This is a genomic window from Rhodococcus sp. RS1C4, from assembly GCF_002258225.1.
In the GTDB taxonomy this organism is placed as follows: Bacteria; Actinomycetota; Actinomycetes; order Mycobacteriales; family Mycobacteriaceae; genus Rhodococcoides; species Rhodococcoides fascians_E.
The window spans coordinates 188,513-212,026 of sequence record NZ_NOXZ01000017.1; the positions used below are offsets into that span (position 1 = coordinate 188,513).

The 23,514-nt window shown below is 61.8% G+C and carries 22 protein-coding genes; 6 read left to right on the forward strand and 16 right to left on the reverse strand.

From position 1 onward, the window contains the following. Positions 1-35 precede the first annotated feature (35 nt). Genes CH289_RS07565 through CH289_RS07575 form a run of 3 tightly spaced genes read left to right on the forward strand, consistent with a single transcriptional unit; the run spans position 36 to position 5,813 of the window. Positions 36-1,970 (forward strand): DEAD/DEAH box helicase, encoded by a 1,935-nt coding sequence (locus tag CH289_RS07565; RefSeq protein WP_256977070.1) that lies wholly within the window; start codon positions 36-38, stop codon positions 1,968-1,970. Between the two features lie 39 nt (positions 1,971-2,009). Then, entirely contained in the window at positions 2,010-2,456 is a 447-nt protein-coding gene (locus tag CH289_RS07570) for a PPOX class F420-dependent oxidoreductase (RefSeq protein WP_019666991.1), read from the forward strand. 45 nt (positions 2,457-2,501) lie between these two features. Then, entirely contained in the window at positions 2,502-5,813 is a 3,312-nt protein-coding gene (locus CH289_RS07575; RefSeq protein ID WP_094727648.1) for a BTAD domain-containing putative transcriptional regulator, read from the forward strand. Here the strand turns inward: CH289_RS07575 and CH289_RS07580 are convergent. Continuing rightward, entirely contained in the window at positions 5,803-6,495 is a 693-nt protein-coding gene (locus tag CH289_RS07580; protein ID WP_230595539.1) for a hypothetical protein, read from the reverse strand. The genes CH289_RS07575 and CH289_RS07580 overlap by 11 nt on opposite strands. A gap of 169 nt (positions 6,496-6,664) precedes the next feature. On the opposite strand from CH289_RS07580, the gene CH289_RS07585 reads away from it, so the two are divergent. Further along, complete coding sequence (locus CH289_RS07585; protein ID WP_020112475.1) at positions 6,665-7,420, forward strand: SDR family NAD(P)-dependent oxidoreductase; 756 nt, start codon at positions 6,665-6,667, stop codon at positions 7,418-7,420. Between the two features lie 46 nt (positions 7,421-7,466). Here CH289_RS07585 and CH289_RS07590 read toward each other — a convergent pair whose 3' ends face one another. The 3 genes from CH289_RS07590 to CH289_RS07600 all read right to left on the reverse strand — a co-directional run bounded on the left by CH289_RS07590 (position 7,467) and on the right by CH289_RS07600 (position 9,540). Next, entirely contained in the window at positions 7,467-7,898 is a 432-nt protein-coding gene (locus CH289_RS07590; RefSeq protein WP_020112476.1) for a DoxX family protein, read from the reverse strand. Positions 7,899-7,975: 77 nt separating this feature from the next. Then, positions 7,976-8,449 (reverse strand): ArsR/SmtB family transcription factor, encoded by a 474-nt coding sequence (locus CH289_RS07595; protein WP_019666996.1) that lies wholly within the window; start codon positions 8,447-8,449, stop codon positions 7,976-7,978. After that, positions 8,446-9,540 carry a serine hydrolase gene (locus CH289_RS07600; RefSeq protein WP_019666997.1) on the reverse strand — a complete coding sequence of 365 codons (1,095 nt, stop codon included), beginning with the start codon at positions 9,538-9,540 and terminating at the stop codon, positions 8,446-8,448. Before CH289_RS07600 ends, CH289_RS07595 begins: the two co-directional genes overlap by 4 nt. A 751-nt stretch (positions 9,541-10,291) precedes the next feature. Between CH289_RS07600 and CH289_RS07610 the strand changes: the two genes are divergently transcribed. Both CH289_RS07610 and CH289_RS07615 read left to right on the forward strand, forming a co-directional pair. After that, positions 10,292-10,741 carry a hypothetical protein gene (locus CH289_RS07610; protein ID WP_094727649.1) on the forward strand — a complete coding sequence of 150 codons (450 nt, stop codon included), beginning with the start codon at positions 10,292-10,294 and terminating at the stop codon, positions 10,739-10,741. A 499-nt stretch (positions 10,742-11,240) separates the two neighbouring features. Beyond that, positions 11,241-11,729 (forward strand): hypothetical protein, encoded by a 489-nt coding sequence (locus CH289_RS07615; RefSeq protein WP_143545049.1) that lies wholly within the window; start codon positions 11,241-11,243, stop codon positions 11,727-11,729. A 5-nt stretch (positions 11,730-11,734) separates the two neighbouring features. Here CH289_RS07615 and CH289_RS07620 read toward each other — a convergent pair whose 3' ends face one another. The 12 genes from CH289_RS07620 to CH289_RS07665 all read right to left on the reverse strand — a co-directional run bounded on the left by CH289_RS07620 (position 11,735) and on the right by CH289_RS07665 (position 23,514). Then, positions 11,735-12,730 (reverse strand): acyltransferase family protein, encoded by a 996-nt coding sequence (locus CH289_RS07620; RefSeq protein ID WP_094727651.1) that lies wholly within the window; start codon positions 12,728-12,730, stop codon positions 11,735-11,737. Between the two features lie 42 nt (positions 12,731-12,772). Beyond that, complete coding sequence (locus CH289_RS07625) at positions 12,773-14,533, reverse strand: glycoside hydrolase family protein (RefSeq protein WP_143545050.1); 1,761 nt, start codon at positions 14,531-14,533, stop codon at positions 12,773-12,775. A 476-nt stretch (positions 14,534-15,009) separates the two neighbouring features. Further along, complete coding sequence (locus tag CH289_RS27950; RefSeq protein WP_143545051.1) at positions 15,010-15,558, reverse strand: phage tail tube protein; 549 nt, start codon at positions 15,556-15,558, stop codon at positions 15,010-15,012. Between the two features lie 596 nt (positions 15,559-16,154). After that, on the reverse strand, positions 16,155-16,475 hold the full coding sequence (locus CH289_RS07630) for a phage upper tail fiber protein (protein ID WP_094727653.1): 321 nt from the start codon (positions 16,473-16,475) through the stop codon (positions 16,155-16,157). A 222-nt stretch (positions 16,476-16,697) separates the two neighbouring features. Continuing rightward, on the reverse strand, positions 16,698-17,051 hold the full coding sequence (locus CH289_RS27955; RefSeq protein ID WP_143545052.1) for a hypothetical protein: 354 nt from the start codon (positions 17,049-17,051) through the stop codon (positions 16,698-16,700). A gap of 408 nt (positions 17,052-17,459) precedes the next feature. Beyond that, positions 17,460-17,705: a hypothetical protein gene (locus CH289_RS07640; protein ID WP_094727655.1), complete on the reverse strand. Its 246-nt coding sequence runs from the start codon at positions 17,703-17,705 to the stop codon at positions 17,460-17,462. A gap of 33 nt (positions 17,706-17,738) precedes the next feature. After that, the gene (locus CH289_RS07645) at positions 17,739-18,473 is read right to left on the reverse strand and encodes a peptidoglycan-binding domain-containing protein (protein WP_094727656.1); all 735 of its coding nucleotides are present in this window, start codon (positions 18,471-18,473) and stop codon (positions 17,739-17,741) included. A 437-nt stretch (positions 18,474-18,910) separates the two neighbouring features. Continuing rightward, on the reverse strand, positions 18,911-20,089 hold the full coding sequence (locus CH289_RS27960; protein ID WP_143545053.1) for a hypothetical protein: 1,179 nt from the start codon (positions 20,087-20,089) through the stop codon (positions 18,911-18,913). A gap of 15 nt (positions 20,090-20,104) precedes the next feature. Then, complete coding sequence (locus CH289_RS07655) at positions 20,105-21,139, reverse strand: hypothetical protein (RefSeq protein ID WP_143545054.1); 1,035 nt, start codon at positions 21,137-21,139, stop codon at positions 20,105-20,107. Beyond that, entirely contained in the window at positions 21,139-21,306 is a 168-nt protein-coding gene (locus CH289_RS28220) for a hypothetical protein (RefSeq protein ID WP_179276757.1), read from the reverse strand. The genes CH289_RS07655 and CH289_RS28220 overlap by 1 nt, the downstream gene beginning before the upstream one ends. Before the next feature lie 16 nt (positions 21,307-21,322). Then, complete coding sequence (locus CH289_RS07660) at positions 21,323-22,657, reverse strand: Gp37-like protein (RefSeq protein WP_094727659.1); 1,335 nt, start codon at positions 22,655-22,657, stop codon at positions 21,323-21,325. Next, on the reverse strand, positions 22,651-23,514 hold the full coding sequence (locus CH289_RS07665) for a hypothetical protein (protein ID WP_218828458.1): 864 nt from the start codon (positions 23,512-23,514) through the stop codon (positions 22,651-22,653). The genes CH289_RS07660 and CH289_RS07665 overlap by 7 nt, the downstream gene beginning before the upstream one ends.

The following is a 23,514-nucleotide window of genomic DNA, read 5'->3' on the forward strand; positions in this document are numbered from 1 at the left end:
TGCCGTGTCGGTCGTGTGCTCTACGGTTGTTCTCCGTGCCACCACGTCGACGCAAACCCGCTTCAACCACTGCCCGCACGGTCGGCGCGGGCAAGAGCGCTGCCGCACGTAAGTTCAAGGCGTCGTCGGGAACCACCACCGCGAAGAAACGCACCACCACACGCAGGAAGCCGGTCCGTAAGACGGCGTCGCCGGATCTCCCGCTTCCCGATCCAGGCGAGCGCGTCTGGGTACTCGACGTCCCGTTCGAGGATCGCGCATTGGCATCGGCGTCGGGCGCCCGCTGGTATCCGGGCCCACGCGTGTTCGCGTACTACGGAACCGATCTGCCCGACGGGTTGGCCTCGTTCGAGTCCATGCCGTACAGCCTCCAGCGGTGGGTGGAGGACGACGCGAACGAAGAGTGGAGACCGGAGGTCGTCCACGAACGGTCGTTGACGCCTCGCGAGACGCAACTCGAGTCGGTGCGCCGGCAGCTGGGCGCGATGAACGCTGGGTTCCCGTACTTCGCGCAGATGGACTCGACGGGTCTCGGTAAGACTCTCGCCGTCTGCGAGGCCGTCCGGCATGCAGGCTCCACTCCGGACATCGGCACGGTTCTGGTCGTCGCACCCAAGGGCGCGCTTCCGGGCTGGCGACGGACCATCGCCGATACCGAGGCGGATCTCGATCCCGCGGATCGCAAGCGTTGGCTGCTGGTGACGTATCAGTCCACCAAGAAGTTGTTGACGGTTCCCGAGGACACGGACCTGGGCAAGCGCAAGAAGACTCAGAACAAACGCACGATCTCATTGGGCGAGTTGCGTTTCGACATCGACGTCGTCATCGCCGACGAGTCGCATGCGTTGATGAACATCGAGTCGCAGCAGTCGCAGATTCTGTGGCGGTATCAGGAGGCCGCGCGTGCGGTCGTGTGGATGTCGGCGACACCGGGGTATCAGCCGATGCACTTCGCGTACATGGCTCGCGCGATCGAGCAGAGCCGGGCGGCCGGTCCCATCGTCGGCGACGAGGAGGTCCTCGGGTACGGCGTGACCACCAAGTGGGCAGAATTCCTGATCGAGCAGGGCTTCGCACTGAAGGAGGGCAAGGCGACCACCGGGCTGAAGACGTGGAGGTGGGAACCGGAGGACGCCGCGCAGCGTACGCGCGACATCGACACCATTCACCGGTGGCTCTCCGGAGGTGCTGTGCCGTGGTCGATCTCGCGGCCCTCGCCCCCGACGCCGCGTGAGCCGCTCGGCCAGGAACTCACTGCCGCGCAGAAACGCCTGTACAACTCGGCGTGGGTGGATTACCGCAAGGAGCTCGGCCTACCACTGTGGAAGTCCGTCGGCGGCAAGCGTGTGCTGCAGAAGAACCCGAGCACGAGAGCTGCGGCACTGCGGTTCCGTCAGAAATGCTCCTACCTGCGGATCCCGTCGACGGCCGATCAGGTTCGCGCGTGGATTCGCGACGGCAACCAGGTGTTCGTCTCCATGTTCTACCGCGAGTCGGTCGCCGGCCTCGCGGAGGCGCTCCGCGACGAAGGCCAGGAGGTCGCCGTCGTCGACGGCAGCATGAGCAGTCAGGACCAGGAGCACGAGATCCGACGCTTCCAGACCGGCGCTGCCCGGGTGATCATCTCGACCACGACGAGTGCGATCAACCTGCACTCGAACGAGCTGTTGCTTCCGGAGCGGACGGTGTCGACGTCGGCGCCGCGTGTGACCTTGATTCACGATCCACGATGGACACCGATCGAGATTCGTCAGATCGAAGGCCGAGCCAACCGCATCGACAAGGACCACGAGCACACGACGTCGACGTGCTATTACGGATACGCCGAGGGCACCGTCGAGGAGGAAATGGTGCTCACCGGGATCGAGCGCATCGCGGACCTGGGCTCCATCGTCGGTCAGGCCGACCTCATCGACCCGGAAGCATTCCTGGCGGCGCGGGCGGAGGCGGGATCGGCGTCGGGCGAATAACGTGGGGTAGTCGACCGAGCCACTACGCGAGGGGGAGTCATGAGTCCAGACAGTTCCGATCCGCACCGCTTCGATCCGCACGATCTGTTGGCCGAGGCACGTCTCGGCGTCCTGGCGACCATCAAGTCCGACGGTAGGCCGCAGCTGTCGCCGGTGACGCCGTACTACGACCGCGACGCCGGAATCGTCTACGTGTCGATGACCGACGGTCGCGCGAAGACCAAGAACATCCGGCGCGATGCTCGGGTGTCCATCGAGGTCACCAGCGCCGACGGCAGGTCGTGGGCCACGGTGGACGGGACCGGGACGCTGGTCGGGCCGGGAGCGGACGCGTCGAGCCCAGAAGTCGACGCACTGGTCGACTACTACCGAGCCGCCGCCGGAGAGCACCCCGATTGGGACGAGTACCGGTCCGTCATGGTGTCCGACCGCCGCGTGCTGCTGAAGCTTGCCGTCGAGCACGTCTACGGCCAGCGAATCGGCTGACGAACCAGCTGCCCGTCGGGAACCGGCTGCGTTGACTTCCGCGACATGAGTCTTGTGCCCACCCACACGCTGACAATCGGCGTGCTGGGTCCGATGCGTGCGCGCCTCGACGATCGCGACATCGACCTCGCCGGCCCCGGCCGACGCGCAGTACTGGCGCGACTCGTCCTCGCCAGGGGTTCGATGGTGTCGACGGATCTGTTGATCGAGGATCTGTGGTCGGGTGAACCTCCCCCCAAAGCGCTGGCAGCCCTGCAGGTTCACGTGTCCAATCTTCGCAGGACCCTCGAGCCCGACCGCAGGCCTCGCACGCCGGCGACGGTTCTGGTCAGCTCCGCGCCGGGATACAGGCTGGTCCTTCCGACCGAGCAGGTCGACGTCTGGCATTTCGAATCCCTGGTCGTCGGCGGCATACGCGAGAGCGACCCGACATCTCGGCTCGGAAGGTTCGATCGTGCGCTCGCGTCGTGGTCGGGTAGCCCGTATCAGGGTCTCGCAGACACGCACTGGGCTGCAGTGGAGATCGCACGTCTCGACGAACTACGAAGCACGGCAGTCGAAGAACGGGCGCATACGCTGCTGAATCTCGGTGCTGCACCCACGGTCGTCATCGCCGATCTCGGGAGGCACGTCGCCGACAGTCCAGGACGTGAGCGCCCCGTCCACATCCTCGCTCTGGCGCAGTACCGCGCAGGGCGACAGGCCGACGCCCTCGATACCCTGAGCCGGGCGAGGAGATACCTGTCCGACGAACTGGGCATCGACCCCGGCCCCGAGTTGCGCACACTGGAACGCGCCATCCTTGCCCAGGATCCCGCGCTCGATGCACCGCACGTGGTCGACGCCGCTACCGCCCGTGTGTCGTTCCCTGCGCCCGCGCCCAAGGCCCCGGTGGTGAACTGCAGACCGGAGGAAACGCAGGTCGTCCTCGATGCTGCCCGTGGTGTCGAACACGGCTCGTTCGACATCGTCTGGCTGGGAGGCGAGCCGGGCCAGGGCAAGTCGACACTTGCCGACACCGTCGCGCACCACTTGGCTGCCCGCGGATGGACAGCGGCGTGGGGGTCGTGCCCGGAGGTCGACGGGACACCGCCGGGCTGGCCGTGGTCCGAAGTTCTAGCGTCCCTTCGGTCGCAGGCGCCAGTCCCCGGAGAGCTGCGGCAGATACTCGATCCCGCTTCGGCGTCCGATGATGTCGCCGTCGAGACATTCTGGCTGGCACGGGCTCTCATCGGCTATCTGACCCGTCTCTCGGCAACTGCACCGCTCGTACTCGTCTTCGACGATTGCCACCGAGCGGACGAGCTGACCATGCAGTTGCTCCGGCACCTGATTCTCGCTCCGAGGGGTGCGCGGGTGCTCATCGTCGCGACGTATCGAACCTCCGAGGTATCGGCCGAGCTGGACACGGTGTGGGCAGCAACGGCGGGCACTCCGTCGACCAAGATGCGCTTGACGGGGTTGACTCCCGGTGGTGTAGCGGAAGTCGCGAAGCAATCCGGCTACACGGACATGGACGCGGACGTACTCGACGTGCTCGCCGAAAGAACGGACGGCAATCCACTGTTCGTCCGTGAGTTCGCTCGGTTGATCGTGTCGGAAGGTGCAGCCGCGGCGCGCTCCTCGATTCCGGTGGAGATCGGTGAAGTCCTCCGGCGGCGCATCACCAGACTTCCCGAGAACAGCGTGCTGACACTCAGGCGCGCATCGGTTCTCGGCCGCGACGTCGATCTCTCCGTGCTCTCCGCGATGAGCGACAGGACCGAGGACGAGTTGATCGACGCACTGGAGCCGGCAGTCCTTGCCGGCCTTCTCACCGAGACCGACTCGGAGCGACTACGTTTCACCCATGCGCTCGTCCGCGACACGCTGTACACGGAACTGCCGCTGATGCGACGCACGCGGTTCCACGGCAATGCGCTACAAGTGCTCGCAGCCCGAACACCACACGATCCCGCACTTCTCGCTCACCATGCTGCACTGTCCGCAACTCCCACAACAGCACTCACGCTCGTGCCCTTCGTCGTGGACGCGGCCAGGCGGGCTGCAGCATTCGGTTCGCACCGAGAGGCGCTCGTACTGTGGAGCTCCGCCGTCGAACTGCACGAGAGCGCCGTCGACGGGTCCGAGACGGACCTGCTGGACATCCTGATTCCCTACGTCGGGTCGTTGGCGCGGGCGGGCGATACGGCGTCGGCGCGACGTCGACGGCGCCGAGCGGTGGACATCGCGTCGGCACCGGGGACCACAACGCACCTCGGGCGTCGCCGGTCGATCGACGCTCTCACATCCTGGTCCGCACCGGTCGTGTGGTCCATCCGGCCCGATGTCGTCGTCGATGCGTCCATCGTCGACCCCGTTCGAGCGTTGTTGCTGGATGCCGATATCGGTGTGGCTGATCGCGCACTGTTGCTGAGCACGCTCGTGTTCGAGATAGAGGGCAACGATGTCGCCGAGACAGTCGCCGCGGCGTCGGATGCGGTGCGTCACGCCCGACTGTCCCAGAACGACGCCGTTCTGTGCCGGGCACTCAATGCGTACGGTTACGCAACCCTCGGTCCTGATCTGGCGCACACTCTGTTCGCGACGAGCGAGGATCTGCTGCGTGCGGCGGTAGCCGACCCTGCATATCAATCTCTCGGTCACTACTATGCATTCTTGTCTCATTGTGCCGCAACGGAACTGGATGAAGCAGACGCGAGCGCCGCCGCCGTCATCATCCACGCCAGCGGGCAGCAGCTGGGTGAGATGCTGGGCGTCGTCCGGATCTACCGAGCCGCCTGCGACATCGCGTCCGGCCGCACCGACAGTGCGCTGCGCGGATACTCCGAGGCAGCGGCCCAGATGGTCGCCGGCGGCAGCGCGATCGCCCATCTGATCACCATGATCGGACGACTGGGCGTGGCAACGTATCTGGGCGATCTGGCACCGATGGTCGACGAGCTGAGCGCCATCGAGAACATGCGCCCCCAGAGCGTCCGGTACCCGCTGATCGTGGCATTGCTCGACTCGGGCGAGAAGCACAGGGCACGCGAACTCTGGCTCGACGCGGAGCCGTACGACAGGGATTACTACTGGCTCGGCATGACCGCCCACGCGGCCCGCGCCGCAGCGAGGCTCGGTGACCTGGAGGCGGCCACGAAACTGCACGACGAGCTCTCACCGTTCTCGGGTCGGATCGCGGGGTTCGACTCGGGCGCCTTCTACGCGGGCACGGTCGACTCCGCCCTGGCGGCAACGGCCGAAGCCCTCGGCGACACCGCTGCCGCCGAGGAGCTCCGAGCGCGTTCCGATGCCCTCCTCGAGTCACTTCGTCATCGGGTAGCTACGTCATCGGGTAGCTATGTCATCGGGTAGCTACGTCGACTCGTGAACTTGACTGCAGGCCGCGTGTGTCCGCTCCTGAGCTGTTGCCTTTGATCATCAGGACTCCGATTGCTGCGATGGCCAGGCCGCGGGGGATCTCGATGACGAGCCCGGACAGAACCGGGGCCTGAGGGATCGGCGTCAGGAGAATCAGTCCGCCGAGCGTCATCACCGCACCGATCCACAGCGGTACTGCACGAGACTTCAGTAGCGCGATTCCGATGATCAGCATGCTCACCATGAAGACCAGGCCCGCGAACAACTGCAGGTTCTGGAATGCCGGATCGGCGAACAGCGAATCGTCCGTCGGGATGAGGAAATGAGCGGTCTCGTGCTTGGCGGCTATCGGTACCGAGACGAATGCTTCGACGGTCAGATGCGGGAGGATCACGAGCATCCCACCGAAGAAGTAGAGAGCGAAGCCGATCAGGCCGAGCAGTCCTGTCTTCCTGGACACCCAGACGTAGACGGCGGGCAGCCCGAGGAATTGCAGCAGCGTCCCGATCAGCAGCAAGTACTGCGCGTACGGGTTGAAGGGTTCGCTGAGCGCTTCCACCGAATGCGCCCATCCGCCGACGACCGGATGCAGTGTTCCGCCGATCAAGTTGAAGACGAAGGCGACGACGACGGCGATACCGCTCAGCCTGTACAGGAGCGAAGGTGTGATGTTCATGGTCGACAGCGTCGCCCACTGCACTTGGTCGCCACTTGGCGAGAACTTTCGGCAGCTCACGTCAGCCGTAACCCGGAATAAGTAAGCCGACGTAACTATTGTACCTTTACAGAAAGGTAGTTCTAGGTTCAACTACCACTAGTTTCGATTCACGAGGAGATGGGTTGTCATGGCCACGTACGACGTAGCAGATCGCTCGGCGATCGTCACCGGAGCAGGCTCCGGAATCGGCCGCGCGGTTGCACTGGAATTGGCGGCGAACGGAGCATCGGTACTGGTCGCCGATCTCGACGGAGACCACGCGACGGCCGTCACCGACGAGATCACTGCAGCCGGAGGCACCGCGGCAGCCTTCGTCGGCAACGTTGCGAACCTGGACGACGTGAAGGCCATGGTCGCTGCGGCCGGTGACCTGGCTCCGCTTCGCATCGCCGTCAACAACGCAGGCATCGGAGGCGAACCCCTCCCCGTCGGCGACGTGTCGGTGGACAGCTGGCGCAAGGTCATCGAGGTCAATCTCAACGCGGTGTTCTACGGAATGAAGGCCCAGATCCCGGCCATCGCCGCAGCAGGCGGTGGATCCATCGTCAACATGGCCTCGGTCCTCGGCAGCGTCGGAATTGCCAACTCGGCCAGCTACGTCGCATCCAAGCACGGCCTGCTCGGTCTGACGAAGAACGCTGCGCTCGAGTACGGCGCACAGGGCGTTCGCGTCAACGCAGTCGGCCCCGGCTTCATCCGCACGCCGCTCCTCGTTGCCAACATGGACGAGGATGCGCGAAAGGCGTTGGAGGCCAAGCACGCTCTCGGTCGTCTCGGCACCTCCGAAGAGGTGTCCAGCCTCGTTGCCTTCCTTGCCAGCGACGCCGCAGGCTTCATCACCGGCAGCTACCACCTCGTCGACGGCGGCTACGCAGCCCAGTAGCTCCGGACCGTGTCACCGCAGTCGATTCCGTCCGCTCGACGGTGCATCAGCGCACGAACGGCATGACCTGACGCACCTTGGGGTCGCGGAGGTAGAGCGCCGCCCACACCGCGACCCCGACGTACACCGCGAACAACACCGTGCTGAACAGTGGCTTGTCGACCCTCCAATTGGTCAGGACCGCTCCACCGAGGTAGCCGGTGAGCAGTACCGCGCCGAGAAATGCCGTGCGCGGCACCAGGAACAATGCAAGGCTGACCAACAGAACGACACCGATGACCGGCGTCATCTCCTCGCGTAGACCGAGATCGACCGTCGCGTCCCGCACTTGCTGCACATTGATCAACTTGGTTACTCCGTCGAAAATCAGGAAGATCGCGAGGAGTGCCGTCAGCACCCACCCGGCGCGTGCGGCAGTGCGGGAGCCGGACGGGACGGTCGGTGTCACGTTCTCGGTCTGTGTGTTGTTCGAGGCCATTGTCTTCTCCGATGCTCGCGGGGGAGTGTGTGCCTGTACCGACACCGCCCGGCTCGGAAACTCATCGCACGACGCGGTCAGGTACCCAGTTCGCCCGAAATGTCCGCCGCGGCGAGCATCGACACGAGCAGAGGCACAACCTTCTTCGCTCCGACTCGGTACTCACCTCTCCCATGCTGTTCGACGATGTGGGCCGAGCCCAGCACCTTGAGGTGGTGGTAGACCTGCCCCGTCGACCCGAGCCCGACGGCCTCCTGCAGTTCCGACGCGTTGGCCGGTCCCCGCAGGAGCACTTTCACGATCTGCAATCGGACGGGATGGCCAAGGGCAGCAAGCACATCAGTCGTACGCGCGACCGAGAGGTCCAGGACCCCGTCGGGCGAATACCCGATGTCCCATGTCACGTCCCCGTGTAGATGGACGTCGCCGCGGTACGCGATCTCACCGCCCGTCGGGGCAGCTTTCTCTGTCGGAGCACCGACTTCGCGGCGTTCCAGCTCCGCGACCCTGGCCTCCAACTCGGCGAGTCTGGCCTCGAACTCCCCGCTCACACTGCGCAGGCAATTCGGTCGAAGCCCGACGGTGAGCTCAGCGCGTCGACGATCAGCGTCTGCTGGTTCCCGAAGCCGGCGAGAGCTGCCTCGTACCGATCGGCAGGCAACGAGTCGATCAGCCACACCGCCGTCGCCACGGTGCCGTCGTCCCGCCGTAGCTCGAATGCCTGCGTCAGGACGCCCGGCAGGTTGCCGCCTTTGAACCCGATTCCGGCGGCACCGTCGGGCGCGGGTCGGTGTTCGAGCTGCCGCAGTGCGACATCGCTACCGTCACCGAAGGTTCCGTCGGCGATCGCGCGATAGAACCCGGCGAGTTCGGCAGCCGATCCCTGCGCCGACCGCTCCTGCACCCCGTCGACCTGCTGATCGTACGACGGCACTTCGAGGCCTGCGCTCACGTCCACACGGAACTGCTGATCGAAGGCCCACCTCTCCGCCGTCGCCCACGTGTCACCGTCGCCCAACGCGGGATCGAACAACGACAGCGTCTGCGTCACGAGTGTCGGAGCCTGGAAATTCTCCCACCCTCCGGCCGCGGCAGCACGCGTGAGCGCGTCGTCACCCAGCCGATAGCGCAGGTAGTCCGGCGCGGCATTGTCACTTTCCTGGATCATCGCGGAGACGATGTCGTCCAGCCGAACGGTGCCGGCAAGATCGGTCGCGCTGGTGCCGTCGCTCGCGATCCCCAGCCGTTCCAGCGCCGCCGGGTGCGCTCCGCCGTCCGTTCCCGGTACGTACCACCGCTCCCAATCCAACAGCGGCACTTGCTCGTCCGGGTCCAGTTCCCCTGCGGCGACTGCGCGAGCGTAGGCGCCGAGGTGGACCACTTTCACGGCCGATGCCAGCGGCTGCTGCTCCTCGGCGCGATGTTCGACGGTGCGTCCACTGCCGTCGTCGACCAGCAGGCTCACGGACTCCGGCGCCTGACCGATCAGACCCAACCACCCGTCCTCGGTGTTCAGATCCGTCGACGTCACCGGCGTGCACTCGTCCGGCTCCGGCGCACTGTCGGTGCCGGATGTGGATGTGCACCCCGTCGACACGAGTAGAGCCAGGCAGCTTGCGGATACAGCAATGGTTCGACGCATCGTGACCCCTCTGTCATTCCGTAATTTCGTAATTTCAGATTAGGACACAGTGAAGGCGAGTTCAATGGGAACATATGTTCGAATGCGTGTTACTCTGAGTGGGCCGTCCTGGAGTCCCCCGGCTCCGGACGGTCCAAACGTCGAGCAGGCGGTGGCAAGCATGGATTCACCCGGAAAGAACGCGGCGGCGCATGACGACAGCGGAGGGTGATGACGGCAGCGGAACCCTCCATCGATTGGGCGATCGATGGGTCGAGAACGCACCGTGCAGGTGCGCTCGCGGTCACGCCCTCGGCCCACGGACCGTACTGGTCGGGTCGAGGGCGTGTTCCTGCGGACGAGGGCACCACCGAACCCACGCGTGCCGCACCTGCGGAGATGTCACCTTCAGCCCGCCACTCGGCCCGAGATGCGCGGACGCGAGCTTCGACTCACGCGGATCCCACCGCACCTAGGGCCGCCGGCCCGGTAAGGGACAATCGAGGGCATGGAACGCGATGCCACGGGCGACGAACCCCAGGCGGTGCCGGATTTCGACCGGCTCCGGAACGACTTCACCCGATTCATGATGGGGTACAAGTTCGGACTATACGCAAACCGCCGCTAACTTGCACCCCTATCGGCCAGGGGCAACACACCCACACTCACAGTGTGCACAACCCCTGACTGTGGCGAAAACTGTAGCGAATCCACTGCGGCGCGTTGACCAGCGGAAATGGACCAACCGTGCGGTCTACAGCATAATTTGCTGATGCGAACCACCCTCCTCCGTGCAGGAGTAATCACAGCGCTCGCGCTCGCAGCAGCCGCCTGCGCCAGCACCCCAGAACCCACCGTCATCGCCACCCACGAACCAGCGGCAAACACACCCGAAACCACCAAACGAGCCATCACCTTCGCGCCACCGAAACCCGACCCCGCACTCACCGCATCCAACTTCCGCATGCAGATCGACGGCCCACAAATCACCGTGCACCTCATCGACAACTACAGCGTCGACAACGCTCGGGAAGTCTTCGAGACAGTGCAGAAACGGCAACGCGAAGAGGACGGCTACTTCGTGTGGATGTACTGCGACCCCACCGAGGAGCCGATCGGGAACGGCAAGTTTGCTGTCGGTGCGATCGGTGCGGCACGCACAGGGCTAGGCGATGGGGAAGGCGAGTTCACGCCACTACCGGGCGCGGTGTGCGAGGTGTAGAGAACTACGAAAGCGCCCCACCCCGAAAGGTGAGGCGCAATCGCACGAACGTTCGAAGAGTGTTACGGTGGGTGCAGCCCGTCCCGGAGGGAAGCCGGGGCGGGCTTTCGCATATTCAGGAGACCCGACATGGATCACAACACACTGACATGGAACGGCAAAGGCTGGGCCGAGGGCGCGCCCCATGAATGCCCGAACGGACACCCTCTCGTTGCCGGGAGAGTGCTCGTCGGGTCGCGCGTCTGCTCATGCGACGTTCACCACCACCGCACCCATCGATGCCGTGTTTGTGACGCCCTGACTTACACGCCTGCACTCGGGGTGGACTGTCAGGACTCCAGCTTCGACGGACGCGGACGACACTGACCCGAGAGAGACTTGGTGTTATGCACCGCTTTCACGGGGTCATTCGGACGACGTAACGAGTCGGCGCAGGAGACCCCGATTCGGTTACCGTGCATCGATGCGATCAACACCAGAGCGTGGGCTGGAAGTGCTCGTGGATCAGATGCGGCAGGCGAGCGTCGCAGGACTGTGGTTTGTCGCGTTAACCACAGCGCTCGCTCTTCCTGATATCTGTGGAGCGCTCGCGTCGGAAAATGGTCGCGCCACCGGGTCGAAGTATCGAGCGTGGGTCTCGCAGTACATCGAGGGTGAAGACGAAGAGTCCGCTGAGCGCCTGTGGAAACTGCGCTGCTCGCTGCTGCACCAGGGATCGATGCAGACGTCGGGGATGGATCCGATTGGGTTTCTTGTCCCAGACGAGGGCCAGAGCCAGATGCACGGACTGAGCATCCAAATGTCCGAGACCGAACGAATCAACATGATGAGCATCCCCATTTTCGTTGACGATGTGGCGACCGGAGTTGGAACATGGTTGAACGACGTCGCGGGATCATCTCGATTTGCTCGAAACGTCGGAAAGTCAGCGCATCTCAGGCGTGACGATCTCCAGCCAGTGATCCGTGGCGCATGGGTCATTCGATAGCTTCATCAACTCGTCATCGATCGGTCCGTTATCTTGATGATTCGGGATGTCAGGAAACCTGGAGCTTCGAAAAGCCACGCGACCGCCAAGGAGTGACGACCCAGTGCGAACCCCACACCGACTGCGAGCGCAGCCACCCACGATGCTGGGACGACCCACAAACTACTGACCCAACCGAACTCGGACGCCACGCTGCACACTGCGGTGATCACGGGGAAGTGCAGCAAGTAGAACACCACAGAGTTGCGCCCGACGAATTGCAGAGAACTCACGGCCGCATTCGTACTGGCCATAGCCGCAGCTATTCGCACACTGAGGAGAATCAGAGCGAACGACGCCGGTATCGATAGCACCTCATATTGAAAGAAGTGGGTGTCGGTGTCATGGTTCTTGTACAGCGAGACCACAGTGAAACTGACTGCAATCGCTATTACGCCCACGACAATCGGGGGCGACCAACGCGTGACTGATTCCATAAGCCTATGGACGTAATAGCCGGTAAAGAAGAACACGGCGAAGTACATCAGTTGTTGGAGTTGCGCGCTGGGAGTGATGAGGGCTGCCGCCACGATGAGCGGCATGGCGATCCACCAGCGAAGTCTTACGACGGCAGGGGCCACCACGTAGTACACCAGCAGAAAGAAGATGAACCAGAGATACCCGTTCGCGATCCACGCACGCGGACTGGTCAGTTCACCGTCGAAGTACGGAAAGGTGAGCATGTGCACGGCCGCCCAGATGAGGTACGGCCATGCGAGCAACCGGACCTTGCCGACGTAGTAAGGGATTGCCGGTTTCCGAAGCGACTTACTAAGCAGTAGCCCGGAGAGGAACATCAGTGCGGGCATTCTCCACGGTAGAAATACCTCGTTGATGAGGTAAAGCCATCTCGGCATGTCGAACCCGTAGTAAACAGGAATAGCGGCCGAATGCCAGAACACCAACATCACGATTGCTAGACCACGAAGAGTGTCCATCCAGGCGAGTCGACCCTTGTCCATGTCGGCAACTTAGCAAGCCGAACGGACAAGGGTCGAACGCGGTCACGCTGTGCGTTGGAGTGCGAGCTGAACGATCGTGCCGAGGTACCCCGAAGACGCGGGGTTCTTCGTCGACATTCGCAGTCTTAGGCGCCGCTTTCCGGTGCTCGCCACGACCACGTTCGCGATCTGGCCGCGCTGGTTGCGTAATGCCGTCGCGCCGTATCCGTCGATTGTGCCAACGAGGTCGTTGTCGAGGTATACGTTGTAGATCCCTCGGCTGGCCGCCAGCGTGTGGATCACGTCTATGTTCCAGGTGCCAGCTCCGATCAGCAGATCCCACGCAATTTCGTCGTTCTGTGCACCGCTTGAGTTGAGACCTGCGTTGCCTATCGAACCGGTGTCTACGGTGATCGATGCCCAGTTCGTCTGCAACGACGGAGTTGTCCACGGAGAGATTTCGATTCTCCACGGCGTAGACGAAGCGCCCTCGCCTGCCCCAACTACCGTGCCGTCCGTGTCCGAAGTCGGCGCGGTCGCTTTCGAGCGTAAGTTGCTGTCTGCGTCGATCCAATAGTGTTTCGATCCGAACTGCCAGTGACCGGAATTCCAAGCCGCACTGATGATCGTCGCACCTTTGTGCGTCGGTCTGATCACACCACCTGTGAATCCGTAGCTGTCCCAGAACCCGGGACCTACGAAGTGCCCGACCGGTGCCGCACCTTCCGCGAATGCGAAAACCTCCCGGAAGGTGTTGTGCACGTAAAATCCTTGCACGCTCATCGCCTGCACGGATGCCAGCTTGAAAATGCACGACGGGTTCGGTGTGACGTTGCCGGCCGGGCCGGGCACAGACCGACCAGAAAAGTTGACTCGGAACGACCCCGACACGACTACTTGGCGGACGGTGTTGAAGCTGACCATGCCGTCACCGTTGCCGACCTCTTCGAGAGAGACGTTGTGCAACGCCAGGGTGAGAATGTTTCCGCCGCTGATCGCGTACCCGCCGATGTTTTCGAAGATGCTGTTTCCAAAGCTGACGGCTGTTCCGGAGTCGGCGAAGTCGAGGCCGTTGGGTTGTGCGGCTTTACCCTGCGCAGCCCCAACGAAGCCTGCGACGGCGCAGTTTACGAACTGGCAGTCCTCGAAGTAGACATCGGTGTGGACGCGACGTGCCGATCCCGAGGGGTTCCCGGCTGGAATCGCGAAGCTGAAAGCGTCCCCGTAGTTGCTCGCAACGTAGCCGTACCTGTTCCCGTAGAAGCGGATGCCTTTGACGTGCGAGATCCAAGCGCCGATCCCGCGGATGGCCGCGCCTTGGAACCCTGAAATCTCGGAGTCTTTGTAGCCGACTACTCGCGAGTTGTTGTCACAGAACACCAGCCGAACGCCGTCATACATGTCCGACGCAGACGGTGCGTCGTTTCGCCGCGATCGTGCGATCTTGCCGACGATGAGGTTTGCGTACTGGCCAACTTGGATCCCGCACCAATCATTGGTTGCGGAGACGGGAAAGTCGAAAAATAGGGAAGCGTCCGAAGCGTCGAGGGTGACACCAGGTGGAACGGTCAGCGATGGTCCCGTGGCTGGCGCGCCCACGAGATAGAAGCCCGCGGGAATTTTCACTGTGACCGAGCGACGTCCGAGGTATGCGTAGTAGTCCGACGACGCAATGTCGCTGGCCGCATCCATCGCTGCCTGGATTGCGAGGCGGTCGTCTGTGCCGGTCCCTGCTGTTCCGATCCTGCCGGTGTAGTCCGCCTTTGCGCCGCGGCCTACAACGCTGGTGGCCGCGCGAGTCGTCACCTCTCGAAGGTTGGACATGCGTGGAAGATTCTTGGCTTGACTGATTCCGTCACCGACGTAAATGTGCCCTTCGTCGGTGACGACGAAATCGCCGTTTGGTACGACGTAGGTTGATGCTGCGCGAGCTGCTTCGTTTCCCCGAGTCCAAGGACGGACTCCGACTCCCTGTGCCATTAAAGCTGCCCTCCGTCGTAACCACCACTGCCGCCGCCTGACACGGTCGCCCACACGGTGCCGGTCGATGTCTTGGTGAGAACCTGCCCGGACGTACCAGCCTCGCTCGGAACCGGTGCATAACTATTGTCAGCGTCCGTTTTCGACACATACGTCGAAGCAGCCTCAGACTTATCCAACTTCCCCGACACAGTCGACGCATTCGCCTTCGACCCCAACGACGACTCAACAGCATTCACCACCGCCGCCACAGCATTAGCATCCGCGTGAGAAAACTTCTCACCCGACGCCCACGTAGATTTCACAGGCATAACAAACTCCTAAAGGGTGAGAGGAAACACAAACGGGAACACGCCTACACCGGCAGGCGGGGCTGCGGTAGGCTTCGCAACATCGACAGGCGCGCCATTACCGTGAATCGTCACAGAAAACTCTTGCAACGCATTCGGATCTGATGCTGCGGCATCAGTCCAGACGACCGGGCCCATGCCTTGATACGAGTCGGGGGCATCATCGCGCCGATAGATATGGAATCGCACGAAATTGTAGACACCGACTTGACGGCCCTTGGAACGCAACAATGCTTGGCCGGGGTCGTCTTCGAAGCCCGACGCATTCTCGCCTTTACGTTTACCGGAGCCTTCTACGCGCCACGTTAATCCTGTGACTGTTTGGGAACCGTATCCGCCTGCATCGATGTCGGAGGTTTCTTGTGCTGATCCTTCGAAGATGGGGGATACGGCGGATAAGCCTCGAACGAATATCCAGTCTGGTGTGTCGGTGGTGAGCGGGTCGGCTATACGCACTACCCAGTCGCGTGCAAGTTTGGTTTCTAGTCCCGAACTGTTCGGGGGTGTAGCAACAACCATCACAACCCCCTAAACCTCAGCCAAATAGAGAAAGGATTCTCATTCATTACTTTCCTCCCGCTAAACGGCCGTCGTATAAATATAGGAGGATCCCTTACCTACTAGCGTCCGAGCATTCGAACCGGGATTGCTTACACTCCAACGTAAAACATCGCCCTGTTGGACATCAAATGGCGGGGTCGTATATCTAGCGTCCGAACTCGTGACGCCCCCCACGGAAACGCCATTCCGAAGTACTCGCCACGAAAGCTTACTTGCAAATGCTGGAACTTTAGCCTCGCCAGTCACCGTGATTCGCCCGGTTCCGTTCATGACTAGACCGCCCGAGCTATCCAACACAGTCGCCGGGTAGCCTTGTCGAATATCAAGATCCTCGCGGCTGATATTCTGCCATTCACCACCTGGGGCGACCGTTAGGTCATCTTTCGCATATATCCACATAGGCGAAGGCGACGGACCGCCATTACCTCCGCCTGGGTCTGTTCCGCCTCCTGATGCCGCTGACCATACGACTACGGAGCCGATGCTGACTGTCTGCACTTCAGTGCTTCCGATGCTAATCTTGTCGGCTGTGATAGATCCGATTGATATGGGCATCAGGCTGCCGTCCTGAAATACACTGTGGATGCAGACTTGCTTCCGAGAGCTTGGAACTGGGCTTCCGTGCCCGTCCAGATCACCAAGGATGCCGCCGCGCCATTAGATTGGCCCGACACATTCCCCACCGCCAACTTCGACAACGCGATCTGAGCACCCGACGCAATCGACGCATTCGTCACCGAACCCGCCTTCGGGTCACGCGCATCCGACAACCGCGAATCATTACCCGCAGCCGCAGTCGTCCCAGACGTACCCAACTGCAACGGATTCGCGACCTCCAACACCTCACGCGCAGCCGCAGCAGTCGACGACTTCATCAAACCACGGCCAGTCGTACCCGTACCACCCAGATTATCGACAGTCGCAGACGTAGAACCCCCGCCACCACCACCCGTAACCTGCACATCACCCGCAACATCCGGGCCAACACCATTAATCGTCCGCACAAACCGTGCATCCAAACGAGCACGGACAGGCGTCGGCAACTCAAACGTCGCCTCATCCACCGCCACAAGCTTATTAGCCATCACAGGCCCCCATCAAATATCGTTAGAAATAGGCTCAGGAGCAGGCGGAGGAGTCAACCCAGGCGCATGCACACGCACCCAATCCAAAAGCGCACGAATATAAAGCACAGCAAACCGGAAACGACGCTCCTCAGACCGCAACGCCTCGCGCAGCTCGCGGACCTCACCATCCAAACGATCAATCGAATCCTTCATAGGAGTCAACTGCGCCGTAAACGTTTCACGCTGCTCAGACAACATCTTCTGCCACTGCTCCGTAGCCGCAGAATCAGCCGAACGCTTCGACGTACCACGCTGAGTCCACCACGCCAACAACGCAACAATCGTCGGGCCAACAACAGAAATGATGATCGATTCAAGGGACACGAGGAACCTCCACGGGTTCGGGTCGTGTCGCCTCCCTATACACCAGTAGGGCCACAAGCACGTAATTCAATGCCGACACCCAGGCGCGGGACACATCATCCACCCACCAAGACCAAAAGAAACTAAGAGCCCACAAGCCGTTCAAGCCGACGAGCGCCGAATACGCTGCATCGCCAGCGAACAGGCGAGGCGTGAAAGCCGCCAGAACAGCGACAAGACCGACAATGATCCACGCCATCGAATACACGGGCAGGGGGACGAACTGATCCACCAGAGCTAGCTGCGTCGGAGTCGTCTCCGGGGACGGACCAAGATAGGACCATCCCCGGAGAGCAGACATGAACCCGACAACCACGAGCACGAGGCGGGTTTCCAGACGCGACCGCCAACACTCACGGCCGCTCAACATCAGAGCGGGTAACCCTGCACAGGAGGCGCAGACTCGGCAGCAGTCTCATCCTTCGCGCCAGGCTTCGTATTCGCCAACGCCAAACCGGCAGTCGGCAAACCAAGCACCGCAGCAAGCAGCAACAGCACCGCCGACTCGCCACCCGGAAGAACAACACCCAGACCCGCCAACACTGGAATCGCAGCAAGCACGATACCGTACACATACTTACGCTGGGCAACAGAAGGATTGAACGTGGAAGCCATGATGGCATCCTTTCGATAGGAGGAAACGAAGAGTCAGACAGACACTTCGAGCTTTTTCGCGATCGCATCAAGCAGCTCGCCCTGACGCTTCAACTCGACGCCATTCAGATACGACGCCTTATCGATCTGCAACAGGTAGCCGACCGCCGTGTCCGTGTAGCCGGATGTCTCCACCCGAGTCTTGAACCGGTACGTCAACTCGTGGAAAATACGATCCTCACGCGACATGCCGACGAGCGGATCAGATGGTGTGGGTGCCACAGGGCTACCTCCTGGTTTCACAACAAGCGCCCACGTCTGCGGGCCGATCTTGCCGTCCTCGATCAAACGTGCATTACGTTGAATTTCGCGGGCCTTCTGCGCAGTCGCAGGACCGTACTGGCCGTCCTGCACGATGCCCGCCGCGGCCTGCCAACGCTTCAACCCGTCAATCCAGTTGGCGGGCTCACCGGCCTTACCGGAAATACTGTTCTCCGGGCCGTCATAGGGTCCGTAGTAGAAGAACACGCCCGACGAGTTCGGTAGCGGAAAGTCATGCGGTGCCAGATCGTTCACGACCGGGCCTGCAATTGACCAATACTCGTTGAACAGGCCATCGTTCCAGGCGCGGGCACTGGAACCGTACAAGACGCCCGGAGTGCCGCGAGACTCCCAATTCGCATGCTCGATCGTGCACGCCGTATGCGAATACGGGCCACCACCGCCATGCTGAAAACCAGCCCGAAACACTGCATCCCGAGGAATCGCGTTCGCAGCCGAACGAGTCATCCCCGCATACCTACCGCCCGGAGCAGTACGCCACGACTCCGTAGACCCATGCCGCTGAAACAACACATCCGAACGGCCATCCGTAGCAATGAACATGCCAGCAGCGCCCACAACACCCGAACAATCCGTAGACGCCCGAGCATTCGACGACGAAAACGCGCCACCATACCCATACGGCAACCCGGACTTGCTGAACGCAAAAGCGTGCAGCCGATTCAAAACAGAACGCCTCACAGCCATAACGGCCCCTTTACGTAGATTCGGTCTCGCCTGATTCGGCGACCGGAGAAGACTCAGGAACTTCGACAGACTCGAACGGCGGGCCACCCTGCTCCGCAATCCACTGACGGATCACAAACAACTCCGCCAATACCAAATCCACCTTGTCGCCCACACTGTCAATATGATTCGGCAGACTGTAAACCGACATGCAAACCTCACACAGGTAACGCGAACACCGTCAAAAACGATGGCACAGGCGAATAATCATGGTTGGAACTACCAGAAGCCCGGACCAGTGACACCGTGAACGTCGCCACCTGACCCGCAGCCACAACACCAGTCGATGTATCAGCGCCGTGCATCTCAGCACCCGAAAACGACGGGGCAACAGGAAACGCGGCCATCGCGCCCGTCGTACCGAACCCATCCAACTTCGCGACAGTCGGCCCCGACGTAGACCCCAAATTCACCGCCACACTGAACGTGCCGCCACGACCACGCGCAGCCACCGCACCAAACACCCACGGACGCCACGGAAACAACTGCGCAGGAACAGTGAACGTCCCCAACAATCGGGACGCGCCAGTCGCATTCGACACCGCAGCAACCCACCCCGAACCATTCGGGAAATGCCACGGCCCCACCAGCGACGGAAGCAAAGTCGACGGCTGCCAGCGGCTCGTAGACGCATTCCACGCCAACGTGTCACCCAACACCAGCGGCCGATTCTCATCGAAATCCAGCGACGACAGCAACGCCGCCGCAGGACCAGGCGCACCCTGCACACCCACCGGGCCACGCGGGCCACGCGGAATACGGAACTCCAACGACTCAAGCCCCGACCCCGTAGCGCCGAAACTATACAAGCCCGGAGTGTCCTCCGACTCGACCAAACCAGCATCGACCTCGAACAAACCGGTCGCGCCAACAAACCCCGAAGGGATCGTGTACAGCCTCGACCCGGCAGGCGACTCCGTTAGATTCACACTCGAATTGCGGATCACCCGCACCGACGCAGTAGAGCCCGGAGGCAACGTAGCGAACAGTGCAGTCGGATCGTAAGCCCGGTCATCCCCGCGGACACCCTTAGGTCCGATCAACCTGCCAGCATCAAGCCACCGCCCAGAACGACGCACCCACACCCGCATCGCATCCAACACGATGAACCCGTCACCATCAGCCCCCGACGACGGCAAATCGCCAGCCGACGCGACCATCCCCAACCACCGAAAATCCGGGGCATCCAAACCGTCATCACCCACCGGGCCAGGAAGACCCGCAGGCAGCGACGTACTATTGTTGCGGCCCCGGAACTCCACCCACGCCTCACCCGAAGAACCAATATCCTCCGTGTCAACCCAGATCACTTCCAGGTCATTAGCGAGATCGCTCATCGTCTTCGCCACAGATCAGCCCTCCACAGGCTGAAGCCAGCACGTCAACGTAGCCCCCGCCTGCCCGTGCGCCCACGCGCCCGTCCCCACCGTCCGTGCAGCAACCACATGCAACGTCGTCGGAACACCCGCAGGCACCGTCCCCTCACCCGAACCCGGAGTAATCGGATTCGAATAGCCAGGCGCAATCTGATTCGTGAACGCAGTCGCACTCTGCACACCCAGGCCCTTACCGACCAGAGCGCCCGACGCCGAACCGACACGAACCTCCATGTCGACACGCCTCGCGCCATCGCCAGAGTTGATCGACACCGAACCGAATACCAACGGCCGGTAGGCGAACTCCTGCTCAGGGAGATTCAACGTTGCCAACGTCTTCGTGTTCGCCGTAATATTGGAGGCTGCGACCGCAAACGATGACTCGCCCAACGTCCACGGCCCCACCAATGAACGCCCCGGTTGGCCTGGACGCCACGTCTGCGTAGACGCCGACCACACCGGCACATTCCCCGACGCAGGCGGAGTGGACTTATCGAAATCCGCTGCATCAGAAAGCAGCCCCGGAATACCCGGAACGCCACGCTCACCCGGAAGACCACGCTCACCGCGAGGCAACATCAAATCCAAGAACTGCGCGCCAGGTTCACCGCCGATCGACGCCGAACCCTCACCACCCGCAGAAGACGTGGTCACATTACGGACCTCCAACGCGGCAGCGCTACCCGGATCACCCTTCTCGCCCGTAATCGCACCCACATCAAACCACTGGGCACCATTCCAGACATGCGCGTGACCGTCACTCTCCGCCACAAACCCGTAACCCGCATGCGCAGAACCAAGATTCGACGGCAGGCCATTCACATTCGCTACCTTGCCGCGCCAATCAAACGTCGGCCGCGAATCACCCTGCGCGCCCCGCTCACCACGCTCACCCATCGGCAACTCAACATAAAGCTGCCCGCCCTCCAACTTCACCACAGCCCGATTCGGATCCCGCAAATCAGCCGCAGGAACCCACGAAAACGTCACACGCGCAGTCAACTCCGCCATCAGGCCAACCGCCCCTCAATGAACATGAAGCCCTGCGTACGCAACACTTCCACCGTCTCCGAAGGCAACGCCGAACCATCCGCCACACCACGCTTGAACACCAACGTCGCATCGCCAATAGTCACCGGACCCTCGAAACGATTCGGGGACACAATCTGCAAAGCCATCCGGCCGCTCCCTGCATTAGATTTGAAGATTCATAGACCGGACGACCGTCGCCAACCCCTTGATGCCACCAATCAACTGGGCCAAAGGATCCTGCGCAGTCCGGTCATCACCGATGATCGTGTCGAACTCGCGCAAGCCAGAACGGTTATCGCGCATCTTCACTTCCGCGATGTAGTCTTCGATGATCTTCCCGGAGTTACGGAACCTGACCAGATCGTTGACGTCATAGCGTGGCCGACCGTTATCCGAGAAGCCCTTACCGAACTCGTAAGGCTTGTTCTCGCCGATCGTGAACTTGACTGCACGCTGACCAGCCGCATCCTTCATGGCCTGCATACCAGCTTGCAACGCGTCCAAGGTGAATGCGCCTGCACCCGCGTTCGCCCACACTTCCGGCCACGCATACGGTCCGAGTTGAGCTTTACGGGTGTAGTCGACGAACCTGTTGAACGCGAACAGAATATTGTCAAGGAGACCGCCGATACCGATCGACAGGAACGGTAGGCCGATAGCCGACAAGGCCAGAGAGATCAAGGCATTGACGGACTCACGGATCAACGTGTTGATGATGTCCGGTGATTTTCCGCCCACCAGAATCGTGTGACCCTCAGGATGTTTCCCGGTCTCCACGAAACCTGTGATGCCGCCGCCCTCAACTGACCACTGAATTTCCTGCCGCATATCGCGGGGGTCAACGACATCGAAAATGTAGGATGGGCGGATCATCGTCCGATTCGACGGAAACGGCTGCGCGTCACCCGGCAGCCACAAATCCATTTTCGCCTGGAACGCAGCCTGATTCAACACCTGCGAAAACAGTTCGTCGATGGGATCCATGCGGGCAGCCATCACAGTGAAGTTGGAGAAATCCAACCTGTTGTGTGGGGCAGTGACCACAGGCGCGCCAGCGCGCGCCGCGTTCTGCCCCACATAGTGCATCATGACGCCCTTAGCGCCACCGATCTGAATGTCCTGCGGGGGAGCCTGCAACCACTCCGGCAGAAACGTATTCGGGTACGATAGGAGACCGTGCAACATGCGTTGCTCGCCCTTCAAATCCACTTCCAAATACGCGTTATCCGGGCCGTGGAACCTGTAATCCACTGCCCGACCAGACCAGCGTTTACCGTTCACACTGCACGTGACCGGAACAACCGTCTCGACACAAGCGCGGAGATTGTTCGCGTGCCGGTGATTACCCTCCACCACCAACTTGCCGGTATCGACACCAGTCTTTTTCCACGTCAACTCCGACTCGACATACTTCCCGAGCGGCTCAGCAGTGCCATACGTGTTGTCGTGGATCCTGAAATCCAGCGGAGCCTCAAGCTTCCGCAACAGCGCTACCATGCGCGCTCCGTGATAGGAGTGAACGAAACCGTAGCCGTCGAACGCTTGTTGATGCCGCCGACACACGACAACTGCAAATCAACCAGACCCGACTGGCCCGTCCGCCGTGCAGGGATCTGCTGCCCATCGACCCACTGCAACCCCATCTGAGACCACAACGACGGACCAGACAGTGACCCCGACCGTACTAACGGATCCTCGATGTTCGTGTCAACCACAATCCGTTGACCGTTGCCCATGTTTGGCAACGTCATCGTCGGACCACCCTTGATCCCGAACGTCCACTGCCCAGGGCCGACGAACTCCCAGACCGGCCAGGGGGATTGATCGCCGCGGTTCTGAATCTTCGCCGTCGACAAATCCTGAATGTCGAACGTGCGTGACTCCTTCGGGCCTTGCCAAAACGAGTAGTCCGCGAGCAACGTCAACTTCTCCGACGCCACACCCAGCAAGCCAGGTTTAGTGCGGTAGTCGTCCGTCTCCGCGACCTCACCCAGACGGCAGTCCGCCCACCAATGCCCCGACTCCGACGACCGAACCAGCCAACGCCCCACCTCATCGCCGCGACCCAACGAAGCACGCCACCGCGAATGATAAGAACGCCAGAAAGATTCAGTCGACCGACGCACATCGAGCCGCCACGGCTGAACCAGAAGATCCGCAGTGATCGTCCCCGACTCGTCCGTCTTACCCTTCCAAATCCTGCCCTTAGTGCGAGCATTCGTCTGGTAGATATGGGTGAACGGTGAACCCAACATGCCGGTCGGGGTACCGTTCAGAGCCATCCCAGAATCAGGAAAGTTCCAAACGGTACCGTCGACACCTATCCAGGTGAACCGTAAAACGTCAGGGATCAC